This window comes from Flavobacterium tagetis (assembly GCF_016735615.1).
GTDB classification, from domain to species: domain Bacteria; phylum Bacteroidota; class Bacteroidia; order Flavobacteriales; family Flavobacteriaceae; genus Flavobacterium; species Flavobacterium tagetis.
Genome location: NZ_JAERSF010000001.1, coordinates 855,387 through 872,104 on the forward strand (window position 1 = coordinate 855,387; position 16,718 = coordinate 872,104).

16 protein-coding genes and 1 tRNA gene are annotated in these 16,718 nt (G+C 33.2%); 2 read left to right on the forward strand and 15 right to left on the reverse strand.

All coding sequences use genetic code 11. From position 1 onward, the window contains the following. Positions 1–7: 7 nt before the first annotated feature. From JI750_RS03735 to JI750_RS03780, 10 genes are all read right to left on the reverse strand, one after another. Positions 8–1,027, reverse strand: coding sequence for a hypothetical protein (locus JI750_RS03735; RefSeq protein ID WP_201999022.1), 1,020 nt, complete (start codon positions 1,025–1,027; stop codon positions 8–10). Further along, the gene (locus JI750_RS03740) at positions 1,005–2,633 is read right to left on the reverse strand and encodes a flavin monoamine oxidase family protein (protein ID WP_201999023.1); all 1,629 of its coding nucleotides are present in this window, start codon (positions 2,631–2,633) and stop codon (positions 1,005–1,007) included. The genes JI750_RS03735 and JI750_RS03740 overlap by 23 nt, the downstream gene beginning before the upstream one ends. After that, positions 2,608–4,128, reverse strand: coding sequence for a polyamine aminopropyltransferase (locus JI750_RS03745; RefSeq protein WP_201999024.1), 1,521 nt, complete (start codon positions 4,126–4,128; stop codon positions 2,608–2,610). Before JI750_RS03745 ends, JI750_RS03740 begins: the two co-directional genes overlap by 26 nt. After that, the gene (locus tag JI750_RS03750) at positions 4,121–4,336 is read right to left on the reverse strand and encodes a DUF350 domain-containing protein (protein ID WP_201999025.1); all 216 of its coding nucleotides are present in this window, start codon (positions 4,334–4,336) and stop codon (positions 4,121–4,123) included. Before JI750_RS03750 ends, JI750_RS03745 begins: the two co-directional genes overlap by 8 nt. A gap of 12 nt (positions 4,337–4,348) precedes the next feature. Further along, positions 4,349–4,534: a hypothetical protein gene (locus JI750_RS03755; RefSeq protein WP_201999026.1), complete on the reverse strand. Its 186-nt coding sequence runs from the start codon at positions 4,532–4,534 to the stop codon at positions 4,349–4,351. Between the two features lie 7 nt (positions 4,535–4,541). Beyond that, complete coding sequence (locus tag JI750_RS03760; protein WP_201999027.1) at positions 4,542–5,771, reverse strand: DUF4178 domain-containing protein; 1,230 nt, start codon at positions 5,769–5,771, stop codon at positions 4,542–4,544. Positions 5,772–5,774: 3 nt separating this feature from the next. Beyond that, on the reverse strand, positions 5,775–6,137 hold the full coding sequence (locus tag JI750_RS03765) for an S-adenosylmethionine decarboxylase family protein (protein ID WP_201999028.1): 363 nt from the start codon (positions 6,135–6,137) through the stop codon (positions 5,775–5,777). Positions 6,138–6,418: 281 nt separating this feature from the next. Beyond that, positions 6,419–6,985: a transposase gene (locus JI750_RS03770; RefSeq protein WP_201999029.1), complete on the reverse strand. Its 567-nt coding sequence runs from the start codon at positions 6,983–6,985 to the stop codon at positions 6,419–6,421. Positions 6,986–7,208: 223 nt separating this feature from the next. Next, a tRNA-Ser gene (locus JI750_RS03775) sits at positions 7,209–7,295 on the reverse strand. A 48-nt stretch (positions 7,296–7,343) separates the two neighbouring features. Next, positions 7,344–8,225 carry a LysR substrate-binding domain-containing protein gene (locus JI750_RS03780; protein ID WP_201999030.1) on the reverse strand — a complete coding sequence of 294 codons (882 nt, stop codon included), beginning with the start codon at positions 8,223–8,225 and terminating at the stop codon, positions 7,344–7,346. Positions 8,226–8,315: 90 nt separating this feature from the next. Between JI750_RS03780 and JI750_RS03785 the strand changes: the two genes are divergently transcribed. Then, positions 8,316–9,557 (forward strand): MFS transporter, encoded by a 1,242-nt coding sequence (locus JI750_RS03785; protein WP_201999031.1) that lies wholly within the window; start codon positions 8,316–8,318, stop codon positions 9,555–9,557. 220 nt (positions 9,558–9,777) lie between these two features. Here the strand turns inward: JI750_RS03785 and JI750_RS03790 are convergent, their stop codons facing one another. The 5 genes from JI750_RS03790 to JI750_RS03810 all read right to left on the reverse strand — a co-directional run bounded on the left by JI750_RS03790 (position 9,778) and on the right by JI750_RS03810 (position 15,959). Beyond that, complete coding sequence (locus JI750_RS03790; protein WP_201999032.1) at positions 9,778–10,806, reverse strand: asparaginase; 1,029 nt, start codon at positions 10,804–10,806, stop codon at positions 9,778–9,780. Beyond that, positions 10,796–11,932 (reverse strand): 1-acyl-sn-glycerol-3-phosphate acyltransferase, encoded by a 1,137-nt coding sequence (locus JI750_RS03795; protein WP_201999033.1) that lies wholly within the window; start codon positions 11,930–11,932, stop codon positions 10,796–10,798. Before JI750_RS03795 ends, JI750_RS03790 begins: the two co-directional genes overlap by 11 nt. Positions 11,933–11,995: 63 nt before the next feature. Then, complete coding sequence (locus tag JI750_RS03800) at positions 11,996–12,775, reverse strand: TatD family hydrolase (protein WP_201999034.1); 780 nt, start codon at positions 12,773–12,775, stop codon at positions 11,996–11,998. Positions 12,776–13,078: 303 nt separating this feature from the next. After that, entirely contained in the window at positions 13,079–14,734 is a 1,656-nt protein-coding gene (locus tag JI750_RS03805; protein ID WP_201999035.1) for a S41 family peptidase, read from the reverse strand. A gap of 130 nt (positions 14,735–14,864) precedes the next feature. Further along, positions 14,865–15,959 (reverse strand): CDC27 family protein, encoded by a 1,095-nt coding sequence (locus JI750_RS03810; RefSeq protein ID WP_236672969.1) that lies wholly within the window; start codon positions 15,957–15,959, stop codon positions 14,865–14,867. Between the two features lie 260 nt (positions 15,960–16,219). On the opposite strand from JI750_RS03810, the gene JI750_RS03815 reads away from it, so the two are divergent. Further along, positions 16,220–16,657: a retropepsin-like aspartic protease gene (locus JI750_RS03815; protein ID WP_201999036.1), complete on the forward strand. Its 438-nt coding sequence runs from the start codon at positions 16,220–16,222 to the stop codon at positions 16,655–16,657. Positions 16,658–16,718 lie beyond the last annotated feature (61 nt).

Here is a 16,718-nt window from a genome sequence, read left to right on the forward strand (position 1 = left end):
GAGAACCCTACTTCTTCGATTTCCAAATAAACCCATCCAACAAATAATGCGTAAACTGAGGAACCGTCAGCAAAGGAACTAACAAAATCTGCCAACTCGAAAAATCAAGATTAGTAACGCTAATATTCTCATTCCAAACAAAAAGTTCCCAAAGAAATTCTTCCGAAAAGGCAATTAAAAACAAAATTCCAATATAAATTAAAAGTCCTCTGTATTGTTTCAAAAAAGACAATCGTCCTAATTCTTCATCAGATTTTCCATCAATTTCTTTAAAATAAACTAAAGCCATGTACGGAATTCCATGCGAAACGACATTCAATAAAGTAAAAATCAAATCATCATTAAAATAGACGATTCCGAAGTACCAAGAAAGCGCAGTTCCTAGAATAATGCTGTTTTTCGGAATATTAAAAAAACGGCTTTGAATAGATTTTACAGCGGTATAGACGACATACAGAATCAAAATTGCAATGTAAATCCAAAACAGGATTTCTAGAATTCTTTGGTTTTCAAATCTAAAAAACTCATTTTCTACAAACCAGTTAAACTTTCGCTTTGACGAAAAAAACCAATACAGCATTGGGTATCCCGTTGAAGCATAAATCGTCAGATTATCAATCCAAACCGAAATTTTGGTCTTCATTTCTTTTCTGGCGTATAATCTCATAAAGCCATATTGCTGTCTAATGAAATGAAAAACAGCCACATAAGCCAGAAACGACCAAAAAACTAAACTCCCAAAGGAGAAAAGTACAATTCCGGTTACGAAACAAAAAAGTGGCAAAAGAATCAATCTTCGTTTTTGTTTCTGAAACTCATCAGCAACAAAATAAGTTTTGAATAATGTTGCATAAACGTGCGCCACATCTATAAAAACAATCAAAAAAAGCCAAGTGTAAAAAGAATAATTTTCTTCAATCTGAGCGATATAATCCTGAAAAATAAAAATGATCGCCAATACAAAAAATGACGGACCAATTATAAAAGCCAAATCGGTTTTGGGTTTATGAATCCAAGGTTGTTCCATCTACAATTTCATTTACAACATTAATTCCTTGATGAAAAGCTTCTTCAAAAATCGAAATTCCTGATAAATCGCTGTGCGCGAAATAGATCTTATTTTCAATATTCTGTTTAGCCTGCTTTTTTGATTCTCCAAAAATAAAACCTGGCGCAGGCGAAATCATTCCGTGACCTAATAAAAACACTTCAATATCTTCTGCACATTCTTCAATATCAGGATGCGCGACTTTTAAATCATTCAAAACAAAATGTTTCCAGTATTCTTTGTCTTTTTTATAAAGCTCTTTTCTAGTTTTCTTCAAATCAGCCGAAGAAAAACTATAATAGTATGTAATCACTTTTTTATCCTGAATCTGATTTACAGTCTGATGCTGATCGTAAACATATCCCAAACCTTTTGCATCATAAATGACATTATCCCAAGAAAGCGGAAAACTAAAATTATCCGATAAATCGTTTACAATCAGCGTTGCCAAAAGCCAAGGCGTGTAATGAAAATCTTTGGTAAACACTTTTCTGTCTTCAATCAAATATTGGTTTACAAACTGCGGAGAAGCCATTATCACTTTATCGGCAATAATTTCAACCGAGGTTTTCTTTACATCATCAAAAGCTTTTACATTAACCTTATTATTCTCTATTTTAACTTCATAAACCAAATGATTTTTCAACGATTTGTCTTTCGTATATTTTTTCAAATGATTAGCCAAACGTGCATTTCCTTCGGACCACGTTAAAACGCTGTCGTGCTTTTCGGGGGTAGAATCTTGTTTTCTTCCTGCAAAATAATGAATTCCTGCCCAAGCCGAAACGTATTCGATTCCTAATCCAAAATCGTCTTTGCAGCAATAATCGATATAATTAAACAAAGGTTCAGACGTAAAATGATTGTCTTTAAACCATTGTTTCATGGTGATTTTATCCAAGGCTCTCGTCTTTTCGTCTTTAGAAGAAAGATAAAGCGGAATATCAAACAAATACTTCTGATCTTCTCCTTTGGCAGTTCTAAACGCATCCATTTTTTTGAAGAATTTATCAAACTCTAAATCATCAGAAATCAAATTTCCTTCTTTAGGAACAACACCTTCCTGCCAATTATTTTTATAGAACAAACGTTCGTCAGGCGCGAAAGTCAATTGTAATTCATCAAAAACAGGAAAGCCTTTTTCATCATAACCTTGAATTATCTTTTCTTCTTCCAGAAAATGAAGCAGTTCTTTATCCTGAAAATTCGGCAATGGCAAATAATGCGCGCCCAAAGGATATTTAGAATATTTATTTTCTCCGTTGGAAGAATTTCCACCTAAATGATTTTCCAATTCTACGACCAAAAAATCTGAAATTCCTTTTTTATGGAATTGACGCGCCGCGCTTAAACCCGAAATTCCACCGCCAACAATCAAATATGGAATTTCAATTTTCTTAGTTGGTTTAGGAAAATCTTTAATCCATAAACGATGCCCAAGCAAGTGCTTAGTGCCCGATAAACGAATCATCAGTACGGCAATTTTATCAGAACAAAATTGCAGAAACGGAACCGCAATTAACGCCGCACCAACTACTTTTATAAAACCCCTTCTGGATTTATTGCAGTTTTCCCCACTCTTCATCAAAATAGCGTACTAAAATCTGGTTGTCTAAACGATTGATTTCTATTTGGTTCGAAATCATATCATTCGTAAAATAATTAAATCGGTCGAATTGATAATTATAGAATTTCAATCCGTCTGCTTTTCGGTTTACAGAATTAAAAGTCGTACCAAAACCGTTTATCGCAATCGTATAACCCCATTCGCCAAACGAAGGTACATAAGCATGATATGCATCAACTTGCGGAAAAACCTGCATTACCGTTTTATTAATGCACCAAAATGATTTAGGCGCAAAATAAGGCGATGTGGTTTGTATAACAACCGCTGCATCTGGCTGTAAAATGGTTTTTATAGTTTGATAAAAATTAAGCGAATACAATTTCCCTAAACTATAATTGGACGGATCCGGAAAATCGATTATCGCAATATCGTATTTCTCTTTGTTATTTTTCGCCCAAATATAAGCGTCAGTATTGATTACTGTAACTTTAGTGTTATTCAACGAATTCTGATTGAAATTCGTCAATACCGTATTGGTTTTGAACAGCTTTGTCATTCCTTCATCCAAATCTACCAAAGTCACTTTCTGAACGTCTTTGTATTTCAGGATTTCACGAACCGCGAGACCGTCGCCTCCGCCTAAAACCAAAACATTTTTAACGCTTTTAGCCATCGACATTACAGGATGCACAAGAGCCTCGTGGTAACGATATTCGTCTGCAGAACTGAATTGTAGGTTATTATTCAAATAAAGCCTGTAATCGCTCTTATTATGCGTTAAAACGATACGCTGATAAGGTGTCGAATTCGTATAAATGATATTCTCTCCATACAATTTCCCTTCTGAATAGGCTAGAATATCATTCGAGAAAATAAAAACAGCCAGTAATAATACAAAAGAGAAAATGGCCTTTGCTTTCAAAAAATAAACGCTTTTTAGTTCTCTCTTTAACAAAAAACAAAGAACAATAGCGATACTTACATTAATCATTCCGAAGAAAAGAGAAGTTCCCATGATTCCTAATTTCGGAACTAAAACTAACGGGAATAAAATTGATGCCAGCAAAGCACCGATGTAATCAAATGTAAAAACATTTGAAACTAGATCTTTAAACTCTACTCTGTCTTTTAAAATATTCATTAAAAGTGGAATCTCCAATCCGACTAAAAATCCCGTTACGAAAACAAATAAATATAAAATGAACTGGAAAGAGCCCACATTTTCAAAAAGCAGAAACAAAACCACAGAACTCAGACCTCCAATAAGTCCGACCAAGATTTCGATTTCTACAAAAGTGTTGAGCAGATTCTTATGAAAAAACTTTGAAAAAAAAGAGCCTATACCCATCGAAAACAGGTACACGCCAATAATAAATGAAAACTGCTTTACAGAATCGCCTAGTAAATAACTCGCCAAAGTTCCCGCAACCAATTCATAAATTAGTCCGCAAGTGGCAATTATAAATACAGCAAAAAGTAAAAGAAATTCAAACCTAAGAAACTTTTTACCCATGAATTGCGGCACTAATAATCATGGAAATTCCGATGATAAATGCTGCCAAAACAATGGCAACAGCAATATTATTTTTTTCTACAACTTCTTTCCAAGTATTCTCTGGAGTCAGTTTTTCGATAATATAATAACCGATTAGCAAAATAACTATTCCTAAAAAAGAATAAAGAATTGAGTTTACTATTGGCTGTGCGTGAAATAATTCCATATTTGATAGTTTTTATTTGTGGTAAAAATGATTGTATGATGAACGGCTTCCGCTCGTTGTTGATTTATAATTTTCTGTCGATTCACAATCGCAGATTCTATTTCCAGCAATAGTAAAATACAGGTAGACACCAAAGCAAGCAAACCCAATAAGTAAGGATGTGATATTGTTGCGTATAAAATCGAAAATTCTTTTCATAATTTGTTTAATCTTGGTAGCGAGAATACGAGCTGTCAGCCCATCTATCTCTTTCAAAACTCAATTTAAAAAATCGTATTATAAAATAAATGGCAATCATACCAATAATAACCAGCCAAACATTTCTGCTAGAAGATTGGTTCCAGATCACATTTACACGCATTTCAGTATTAGTAGCATCTTCCGGAGCCTTCATTGGCGTGATTAAAAGATGATATTTACCCGCTTTTACGCCACAAATATTAAACTTCTCAGACTGGCTTCCTTCTATCCAGGACTCTCCTTCCGAATAACCATGATAATATTCTATGTCTTTACTTGCATAAATTTCATCACCGTTATCTTCGTTTACCAAAGCAATATTAAGATTCGCCCACGAATTATCAACATCTGAAGAAACCTTGATTGTCATTGGAGCCGAACCTCCATTTAAAACAAAAGCTTCGCTAGTTATTTCTTTATTATTAAATTCACTAAATCTTATTGATTTCGAAAAAACATTTTGTTCAGGCTGGTCTCTATAAATTAACCAATTTGAAATAATAATTAATAAAGCGATAAAACAGAAAATTATTGCCGTATTTCTAAGATCAAACATCGAAGGCTGAATAATGTTTACGCCAAACTTATATGGCAGAAAAACTTTCTTAAATGCTTTCCTAATATCTTCTTTTTTAATGTACTCACCATAAAATGCTGTATCGACCTTATGCAAAGATTCAATAGAAATCATATAAGGAGGCCTTATATACTCAACGACATGAATTATGGTATTCTGCGGAAGTTCGAAATCAAAAAAACCTTCTGCATTAATGATTTGGGTATTCGAATAATCATAAATATCATAATCCTCCCCATCATGCTCTAAAACCAAAGGATGCGACTTAACATTAAAAGTCTCTTCCATTTCAGTTAATAAAATCCAATGGCCTTGCGAAAGCGAGAGATAAAGGAACTCCTTTTTATCGTTTTGAAGAATAAATTCGGTCCATTTATAACTTTGAACACTTTTAAACAAGATTCCAGTTACCTTATAATTGCTTCCTTTTAAAAATCCGATATCACCAATTGCCAAAGGAGCGTCAGTCCCTTCAGATTTATACTTGTTTTTTCTTCTAAACTTTCCCTCATCATCTCGAGCATATAAACTATGGCACTTTGGACAAACAAAATTGATAACTTCAAAACCAACCTCTAACTCGGTTTCTGTATTACAATCGTAACAAGGAATCTTCATATCTTATCGGTTAATTTCAAAATCTTTAATAATTTCCGCTTCAAAATAGGCAACATAATCAGCCATAACGGCACGCACTTTATGTGCATTATCCTGAAGATAGTTGCACAAATAAACATCCAAAGTCAACTGATTATATTCTGGCCAAGTGTGTATACAAATATGTGATTCTTTTAGGCAATAGGAAATCGTGAAACTATCATTCTCAAAATCATGAACAACTGCCCCAACCTTCTCAAGTTCATATTTTTCTAAAATAGAATTGGTAACTGCAACAAAACCTTTGCTACTAGTAAGCTTCAAAGTTTGATCGACATGTAGAGTAACCAGTTTATGCAATCCTGGCGAATAAGGAGGTAAATCCATTAAGTTATTTATATTACACAGGAGCCAAATATATAATATTTCCCGAACAAAATAATGTGGAAAACCGTATTTTGAAAATAACTTTTTAGGACTATGTTTTTGTGATTTTTTCTTATTTTAGATTTTTTGCAAGATCTGATGAATCAAGATTTTTTGATTTATAATCATCAAACTCTTTTTGTTCTAAATCAATATCTTCAAAACTGATTCTATTTTAATCGAATAATCTCTCTAAAAAATAGAGACGCGATTAATCGCGTCTCTACGGATTGTTTTTTGTTCTATTTTCCATAAAATTTGTCTTTATCCCAATTCAACGGATTGTTTTCTATATAATTTTGTATGGTTTCAAAAGATTTTTCATTTCTAATGATATGATCATGAAAACGCGGTTGCCAACCAAAATCTGCATGTATTTTTTTCATCTCAAAAGAACATCTTCCTTTATACCATCTTATAATTCTCGAAATATTATCGTGCAACATGGGGTTTTTATTCCCAGCAAAACCACCTGTTTTATATATTGTTTCGGGTAGAGACGCGATTAATCGCGTCTCTACGGAAACCGATGCGTTTTTATCGATAATTAAAATCCCATGAACGTGATTTGGCATAATCACAAAATTACCCAATTCGACATACGGAAAATGTTCTGGAATATCTAACCAATATTTTTCTGCCAATATTCCTAATTCCGATGCCTCCAATTTAGAATCAATAATATCTCCAAAATAAAATTCCCTATTTTTAGTACAAATAGTTATAAAATAAGCACCATTTGCACCATAATCCCAATTTTGCAATCGCGAAGATGGAATTCGATATTTATTTTTAAATTTTTGAGACATTGTTCAACAGATTTTTCGAAAGGTGTTCGTAATATATAATCCTGAAATTGATTGTCGCTGATTTTCCCATGCAAATATTGTAAAATCGAAACTGCCCAAAGTTTTTGTTCAATAAGTTTTTTGGGCGTTGATATTGTAGTTTATAATTTGGCAATAGAGACAATTAATAAAAAAACCTCGAAATATACATTTCGAGGTTTGGTATTATTTTAATTAAAATTTGCAGAAAGGAAGGGATTCGAACCCTCGATACAGTTACCCATATACTAGCTTTCCAGGCTAGCTCCTTAAACCACTCGGACACCTTTCTATTTTGGTCTGCAAATAACACAAAAAAAATTGAGTTTAAAAAGTAAAATTAAGATTCGTTTATACTTTTTCGAAATTCTTCCATAAACAATTTAACTGCCTTTTTTTGGTAACTGCCAATTGTCAGCATAAACGAATCTCGCTTGGTTACGACTCCTGTAATCTGAATGGCTTTTAGGCTATGCTCCCAGCCTTTCAATGCTTTTTCGGCTACAATGGTTGCCCAATCGCTGTTTTCTACCATTTGCAATAACGCATGAATCGAGTTTAATTCTATCGAAATTTTTGGGTTCATGTTGTGTTTTGCAAATAGCAATTCAACATATTCTCTTGAATTGGAACCTTTTCCCGGAAGAATCAACGGTACTTCATCTAATTTCTTAAATGGTATTTTTTCTAATTCAGCTAAAGAGTTCGATTTTGAAACCGCCATAACCATGTTTGAAGTAAACAAAGGCACTTTCTGGATTGGTGGACCAATTTCGTGTGATGAAATGACCAGAACCAAATCCAATTCATTATTAATCAGTTTTTGTTCTAAAGCTTCTGTTGTACCATATTCTACAATTATTCTTAAATTCAGATATCTTTTGGCAAAGGCGTTTACAACGGGCAAAATTAATAATCCGAAAATATAGGTTACACCAATTCGGAGTTCTCCACCAATCATTTCGTTTAAATCTTCAATGGCCTGTTTTCCGTTTTCTACATTTTCGACCACTTTTTTGGCATGAATCAGAAAAACAGCTCCCGCTTCTGTCAATTGAACTTTCTTGCCAATTCGCTTAAACAATGGCATTCCGAGTTCTTCTTCGAGTTTTTTTATTTGCTGTGAAAGTCCCGATTGCGTTACAAAACATAATTCTGCGGCTTTGGTAAAGTGCAAAATCTCAGCCGTTTTAATAAAATATTGCAGTTGATAAATTTCCATATTGATAAGTTTTACTACTTATTATCAGTAAAATTATTAATTTTTCTAATGAAATCATAATTCCGACCTTTGTATCAAATAATAAAGATTATGTTTAAAGCCTTAAAATCAAGAAATTTCAAGTTATTCTTTTACGGACAATCTGTTTCAGTTATCGGAACTTGGATGCAGAAAACTGCCGTAAGCTGGATGGTTTACAGTATAACAGGATCAGTATTTTTATTGGGGTTGGCGACTTTTTTAAGCATGATTCCGTCTTTGTTTCTAGCACCTCTTGCAGGAAGTATTATTGGACGTTACGACAGACATAAAACTATTTTGTTTTTACAATCTCTTGCTATGCTTCAGGCAGGAACTTTAGCTTTACTGATTTATCTCAAAATTTATAATATCAATTTTATTCTGGCTTTGAGTTTAATTCAAGGAATCATCAATGCTTTTGATATGACTTGCCGCCAAACCATGATGATTGATATTGTCGACAATAAAGAAGATCTTCCAAACGCAGTTGCGCTTAACTCGACTATGAACAACTTTGCCAGAATCGCGGGTCCTGCGCTTGCGGGAATTATTCTGCATCAATATGGAGAAGATATCTGTTTTATCGGAAACTTTGTGAGTTATGTTCCTGTTTTGATTTCGCTAATGATGATGAAAATCACACCGCATATCAAAGCCGAAAATAAACTTAAAATGCTCGACGATCTTATAGAAGGACTTGATTATGTGAAAAAAGAAACCGAAATGGCAAGAATGCTCTTGATGCTAACTTGCAGTAGTTTATTCGTAATTTCTTTTAATACATTAATGCCCGTTTTTGCAAAAGATATTTTTAGCGGAAATGCCGAAACTTTCAGCTGGTTCGAAAGCGCTGCCGGAATTGGTTCTGTTATATCTGCAATCTATTTAGCCAATTTAAAATCGGCTGAGAATATGGGAAAACTAATGATTGCTGCCAGCTTATTGTTAGGATTTAGCATTATTATTCTAGCGATTTCAAGCAGTATTACAATTGCATTGATTTGTATGACTTTGAGCGGAATCGGAATGATGGGACAAACTTCTTCTATCAATATTTACATTCAAACGCATAGTATTGTGAGCATGCGTTCTAGAAGTATTAGTTATTATATGATGGCATATCAGGGAATGATTCCTGTGGGAAGTTTAATTATTGGTTATGTTTCTCACTTTATAGGTGTAAGAGCTACTGTTGCGCTTCAAGGCGTTATCTGTATTCTTTCTGTGATAGTGTACTTGTATTACAAGAAACACAAAGCTTCTGATGAATTGGAAACTTGTCCTGTGGAATATAGAAATTCCAAGTTTTAAAAAATTCCAAATTCCAATTACCCGCAATCTTGTCATTTCGACGTAAGGAGAAATCTTCGCTAGGAACTCCGTTCCTAATGGCGCCAATTTTTGTCGAATTTCTTGTGTGATCCTTCCTTCGTCAGGATGACTAACTGAAACGATTAAAGGAAATTTTCAACAAAATCCCAAACCCATCTTCTACTTTTGGAATTTGGAATTTTTCTATTGTAATTTAAATCTATGATATTTCTCCGCGAAGTGCCGTTTCAAAAATATCTTTAAACTCGTTTTGAGGAATATTATGCCCAAGCAGATACATCAATTTTGTAATTGCGGCTTCTGTTGTAATGTCTTTTCCAGAAATAACGCCAAGAGATTTTAAAGCTGTACTGGTTTCATATTGTCCCATATTTACACTTCCGCCAGAACATTGGGTTACGTTTACAATATGCATTCCTGATTTGATGGCTTTTTCTATTAAGTTCAAAAACCAATCTTCGGTTGGAGCATTTCCAGAACCGTAAGTTTCTAGAATAATTCCTCGCAATCCTTTAGTAGAAAGGATAGAAGCTAAAACTACTTCGCTCATTCCAGGGAACATTTTAATGATGGCAACATGATTGTCTAAATTCTTATGAACAATCAGCTTTGCATCTTTATTTTTTGGAAGAAATAAATGTCTGTTTAATTTTAAATGAACACCAGATTCTACCAATTCAGGATAATTTGGTGCTGTAAAAGCTCTAAAATGTTCTGCATTTACTTTAGAAGTTCTGTTTCCGCGGTACAATTTGTACTCAAAATACAGACAAACTTCATTAATAACAGGTTTTCCGTCTTCTAAAAGCGAAGCAATCTGAATTGCTGTAATCAGGTTTTCTTTAGCATCAGTACGCAAATCTCCAATTGGAAGTTGCGAACCTGTAAACACCACTGGTTTTGACAAATTCTCCAGCATAAAACTCAATGCCGAAGCCGAATACGACATGGTGTCTGATCCGTGAAGTACCACAAATCCGTCATAAGCGCTGTAATTTTCCTCGATAATAGTGGCGATTTTAGTCCACATTTCAGGATTCATATTCGAAGAATCAATTGGATGTTCAAATGAAATCGATTCGATTTCGCAGTCCAATTGTTTAATTTCTGGTATTTTCTGAATCAATTTACCAAAATTGAAGGCTTTAAGCGCTCCTGTTTCAAAATCTTTGCTCATCCCGATGGTTCCTCCGGTATAAACCAATAATATTTTTGCTTTAGATGACATCTTGGTATTTTAATTTGTTGACAACAGGATTGGCGTACATCGCTAAAAATCCTTGTCTTGTCACAGGATTATCGCTTCCGATTCTCATTTCTAAACGACGCTCAAAAAGCTGTTTTTCACTCTCTTTGTATTTGTGAGCGAATTTATCTGTTTCGTTTAAAATATCGTAAGCAATAAAATTTGTCGGCCATAATTGGTAGTTTTTCAAAATAACATCATCAATCGTTTGTGCCAAAGCCTGAACTTGCTTATTTGCATTGTCATTTTCAGCCACAATCTGATCGATTTCTGTATCTAGAACATCGCCAACAGAAATATGTATTCTTTTTTTAGTTCCCATGATACCGCTTATAATGGTCATGAAATCTTCATTTTTGTCTTTTACATAGACTTCGTTATTTGCTTCTGCCATTAATTGCGGCATTTTCAAAACATCAGTCGGATCATATTCATACGAAATAGAAACCGGAACAATTCTCAATTTCTTAAAATAATCCATTAAGTTTTCTTCATCAGACCCCATTCCAATCATTTTTAAAACTCCTGGATTGGTTTCGTCGTTTCCATCTTTTGTTCTTCCTTCTCTTTGTGCAATCCAAACCGAACGATTTTCGCGAAGCAATAATTGTCCCATATATTCAGACAATAGCTTTGAACTTTGCAGCATTTCACGAGGCGTCAGTCCTCTTAAAACCAAAAAATTTCTATTTAATTTTGCTAAAGTTGCCAAGAAAGCTTTCTTCACCAAATTGTCACCAATTGCCGAAGCGGTCATCACTAAACCGTGTTCAAATAAACAAACATTCAGTAATGTAGTATCTAGAAGAATATCTCTATGGTTGGAGATAAACAGATAAGAAGTATTAGGTTCCAGTTTTTCAAAACCTGAAGTTGTAAGGCCTTCAGAGCTTTTTTCTAAAACTTTCTGGATTGTATTGTAAATAAAGTTGCACTGAAAATCACGAATAGAATGTGTTTTCTTTAATTGTTCCTTCCAAACCTCATCTTCTACATCCGGAAATGTAAAGTTCATCATGGTTTTCATCATAGGATGATTAACCACACCATGAAGTGCTTCATTTATTTCGGAATCATAAAACGGTCGAATGGCATCAAATCTCTGCATTATTTATTTGGGTTTAAGTGGGCAAAAGAACAAAAAAAAAATTAAAGTTTTGTAAGGCTTAAGTTAAATACCAAAAACGTCTTTTGAATTTTGCGTTGTAATGGCTGCAATTTCTTCGGCAGAAACACTATAAATTTCGCTTAATTTAGCTATAACATTGACTAAATAACTGCTTTCATTTCTTTTTCCTCTATACGGAATTGGTGCTAAATAAGGAGAATCTGTCTCTAAAACGATATGTTTTAAATCGATTTGATTTAAAAACTGATCGATTTTTCCGTTCTTAAACGTAACAACACCGCCAATTCCTAATTTCATTTTGTAAGAAATAGCACGTTCTGCTTGTTCTAAAGTTCCGGAAAAACAATGAAAAATCCCAAATAAATCTTCAGATTTTTCTTCTTCTAATACCTCAAAGATTTCATCAAAAGCTTCTCTGCAATGAATTACAATTGGCAATTTGTACTGTTTTGCCAGCTGAATTTGTCTTTTAAAAGCAATTTGCTGTTCTTTTAAATGCGTTTTATCCCAATACAAATCGATTCCGATTTCACCGACAGCGTAGAATTTTCTTTTAGACAATTCTGTTTCCACATGCGCCAATTCTTCCAGATAATTATCTTTTACGTAAGTAGGATGCAAACCCATCATTAGGAATATATTTTCAGGATAATTTTTCTCCAAATCGTACATAGACTGAGTTGCCGCAGCATCGATTGCAGGAATAAAAAAACGAGTAATTCCGGCATCAATAGCGCGTTGAATCATTGCTTCACGATCCTGATCAAATTCTTCAGAATACAAATGCGTGTGGGTATCGGTAATAATAGGTGTTGAATTCAAGTTTGTAATTTTAAAGCGTCAAAATTACGACAATATTAAAAGAATAGCAATTTCGTAGAGATTAAGGGACGTGGATTTAACGGATTCACTTCGCGCAGACGCTATGAATACGGATTTCTGTTTAGCTAAAAATAAAAAACCTTTGTCAAAGATTAGAACTTTGACAAAGGCCAGAACAATAATCACCTAATTTAGTTATTCTGATGAACGAAGGACCTCACAAGAAGCTTCGAGGAGAAAACCCCCATTTTTTCTCTCGATCAGCTAGTGCGATCCCTCGTGCTTCAGTACAACAAACAAGCTTTATTTTCCATTTTCTATATATAGCAAAGCGCGTTCCAAAACCTCGTCTTTGCCTTGTTGAACACCTAAAATTGTTGGTTTTACTGTAATATTTGGTACAATTCCTACACGTTGGGTTTCTTTTTTATTTGGATAAAAAACACCCGCGGAAGTAAAACTGGAATCGAATCCTTTTATAATTGTAAAATAATAATTTGGTCCATCTGCTCCTGATGTTTGTGTGCCAATAACTGTTGCATTTGGAGCTGTTTGAAGACTCATTGCTGTTTGCTCACCAAAACTATGTGTTCCCGAACCTACTAAAACAATTACTTTTCCTTTGTAATAATCTGTATTGATTTTTCCGCACTCCTGCATTTCATTATTAAAGTAATAACGTCCAGGATAACTTAAATCTTGATAAAGCAATCTCAAGATTGGTTTAGGTTCTGAATTTAAATAATCACTAACTAAAAAATCTGTGTAAGTTGGTCTGGCTCTCACATCAAAAATAATAGATTTAGTGTTTTTTAATTCTTCCATCATACCTGCAATCTCTTCTTTTGGCACTTTACTCATTCTTACCACACCAATATTGTTTTCTAGTATTTCCCATTTTGCAACACTTTTGGGTGGCGTTCTTTTAATTTTTTCGTTTGGATAACGATGTACTTTTTTAACAGAAGTGATATTATTTCGAATAAATTCAATTTCAAATTCATCGTTATTGCCTGTAAACATTACAAAACCAGAATTCAAATCTGCAGCAGCCCTATTTGAACCCTGCATATACTTTGAGAATTCTTCTGCTTTTTCTTTAATACTTACTCCATCAAGTTTTGTAATAATATCTCCAATTTTTAAATCATCAATTTTAGCCAACGAGTCATTAGCTACACTTACAATCACCGATTTGTTATCTACCAATCTAGCGCCAAATGCGGGGTATTTTTCACCGCCTAAATATTTAATCATATTTGCGCTCATTGTTGATGCATGCGAATCGTTAAGTTTTATTGAGATTTCTCGCATTGCCAATACAAATTCTTTTTCAGACTTTGGATCCGAAACATGGGGCAGAATTTCTATAAGAGCTTCATCCCAATTCTGATCCATTACATATTTGTATGGAAAAAAATATTCAACATAATTCCAGAAACGGAATAGACCTAAAAGACGTAAATTTTTATCTGTCCAATTAAATTGTGCATATTCTGGTTCATTTATAAACTGAAGAGCTATGCCTTTCCCTTCTCTGTTAACATAATAATTTGAACCCTGAAACCTATTTTCTTCAATAAATTTCAATTTACTTGAAAGACTTTTTGAAAACAGCTTTTCTTGTTGTGTCCAATCTAAATTTAGATTTTTATTAAAATAATCTCTCTTCGGGTCATCTAATTGGGGTTTATTTTCTGGAATATTTCCCAATTCATCAATCCACTTTTCTATTACTGTAGCATATTCTTCTTTTGTTGAAGCGCTTTCTACTTTTGGTAATATTGTAAAAAGTTGCTCATCCCAATTTGTTTTTCCAGCAGCAACAGCAGGATGATAATATTTTAAGAATCCCCAAACTTTACAAGTCGCGGCAAGTTTTTCTGTCTCTGTAATTTTAGCGGCGCTAAAAATAGTTTGAGAAAAAATAAGAAGTAAAATCAGCGTAACTTTTTTCATTTGGTTTTTGGTTGGTTTAAATTGTCTTTGGAGCAAATTCTTTTAAAAAGAAAATCGAATTTAGAGCTAAAATTCCAAATTCGATTGAGGTTTCCCGTAAAAGGATAAAATTTTTCTTAATAATAACAATTTATTCCAATTCTTCTAGTAAATGTTCCACATCTTCATAATCTTCATAATCCTGCGAAATGGTTTCTAAAACTGCTTTACATTCTTTATACTTTCCTTGTTTTAGCTTAGATAAAGCTAGATTCCATTTTGCTTTTTCTTTATAAACAGAATTCCCTGCTTCCAATTCTTTAAAAATGTTTTCTGCTTTTACGTATTTGCTTACTTGCAATAATGAAACGGCATAGAAATATTTAATTTCGTCTGAATTGTTTTCTTTCAAAATCATTTCAAAAATCGGAATCGCGGTTTCATATCTTTTTCCGTTGAAATTATTCTCAGCTTGCTTTAAAATTGCTTCAGATACACCTCTTTCTGTAAAATAAGCACTTTCTGGATTGCTGTAATCTTCAAAATTAGGATAATGTCGATAATCGAAAAAAAATAGACCAAACATAACAATTACAGATATCGCCGCAGCAAAATACCAAGGCTTAAGCGATGCTACTTTATGTCTCTTTTTATTGAAGTATTTGTCCGAAATTTTAGTCAAGTTTTCTATAAAAGAGAGGCGATCTGGTTCTGTCTCTAATTGATTTTCTTTTTGAAGATAAATTTCTTTAAAGTTTTCAAATTCAGAGAGAAGAGCTTTGTCATCTGATAAACGTTTCTCCAGACTATTTTTTTCGCCAATATCTAGTTCATCTCGAAGATAATCATTGAAAATTTTGTGCTTCTTTTGCTTTTGGTCAAATGCTTCGATTTGCTCAATTAGCCCATGCGCCGATTCGTTTCTGGAAACAACATTTTCGTAAATAGGAACTTTTTTATGCGTTGAATTTTCTAATTCTCTAAGCCAATGCCTTTTGCATAATGAAAAAAAACAAGCATCAAAAGGACAATCTAATTGCAGTTGATCTGCTTTTGCTTGATCAAACAACAAAATCATAATTTCCTGAATTACATTTTGAGCATCTTCTTTGTCGCCAGAATTATTAGTAATAAACTGAACCACCTTCGGAGCAAATTTTTTATAAATCATTTCAATAACCACAGAATTATTAGCAACAATTCCGTCGATATATTTTTGATCTGGATGAATTTTATTTAGATCCATAAAAAACATTTTATAGCTAATTTAAAAAAAAGAATCTTACAAATTTAAAAAACAAGAAGTAACAACATCATAATCAACCGCATATACACTAAAAAAGTCGATTATTTTTAAAAAAAATTAAACGAAATAGAAAGTTACCAATTTATTACTGAATAAAATGAGAAACCCTAGAAAATCTAAAAAAGTCTCCAAATTATATCTCCTGTATCATTAGTTTTTTGGATGTAATTGCTTTATTTTTGGGTTTCAACATTACAAGAATGGAAAATCTTCACGAAATTCTCAAAATAGAGAAGTACAAAAAAATAAAGTTTAAAATCACTAAAACTCAGCATCTGCAGATAAAAGCCAAAATAAATGGCGTTTCTGGCAATTTCATTTTAGATACAGGCGCATCAAATACTTGCGTGGGTTTTGAGTCTATTGAACGTTTTGAGCTTGCTGCAAAAAACTCTAAAACAAAAGCTTCTGGAGCTGGAGGAACCGGAATGACAACACAGATTTCGTCTCAAAATAAATTACAATTAGGAAGCTGGAAAAGCAAAAATTTTAGCATCGTAATTTTTGATCTTTCGCATGTTAATGAAGCTTTACAGTCTTTTAAAGCTAAACCTGTTCACGGTATTATCGGCGCTGATGTTTTATTGGAAGGAAAAGCGATTATTGATTATTTTAATCATTATTTGTACCTTAAGTAGAAAAATTCCAAATTCCAAATTCCAAATTCCAAATTCCAAATAAAAAAGTCTTCATTAAAAT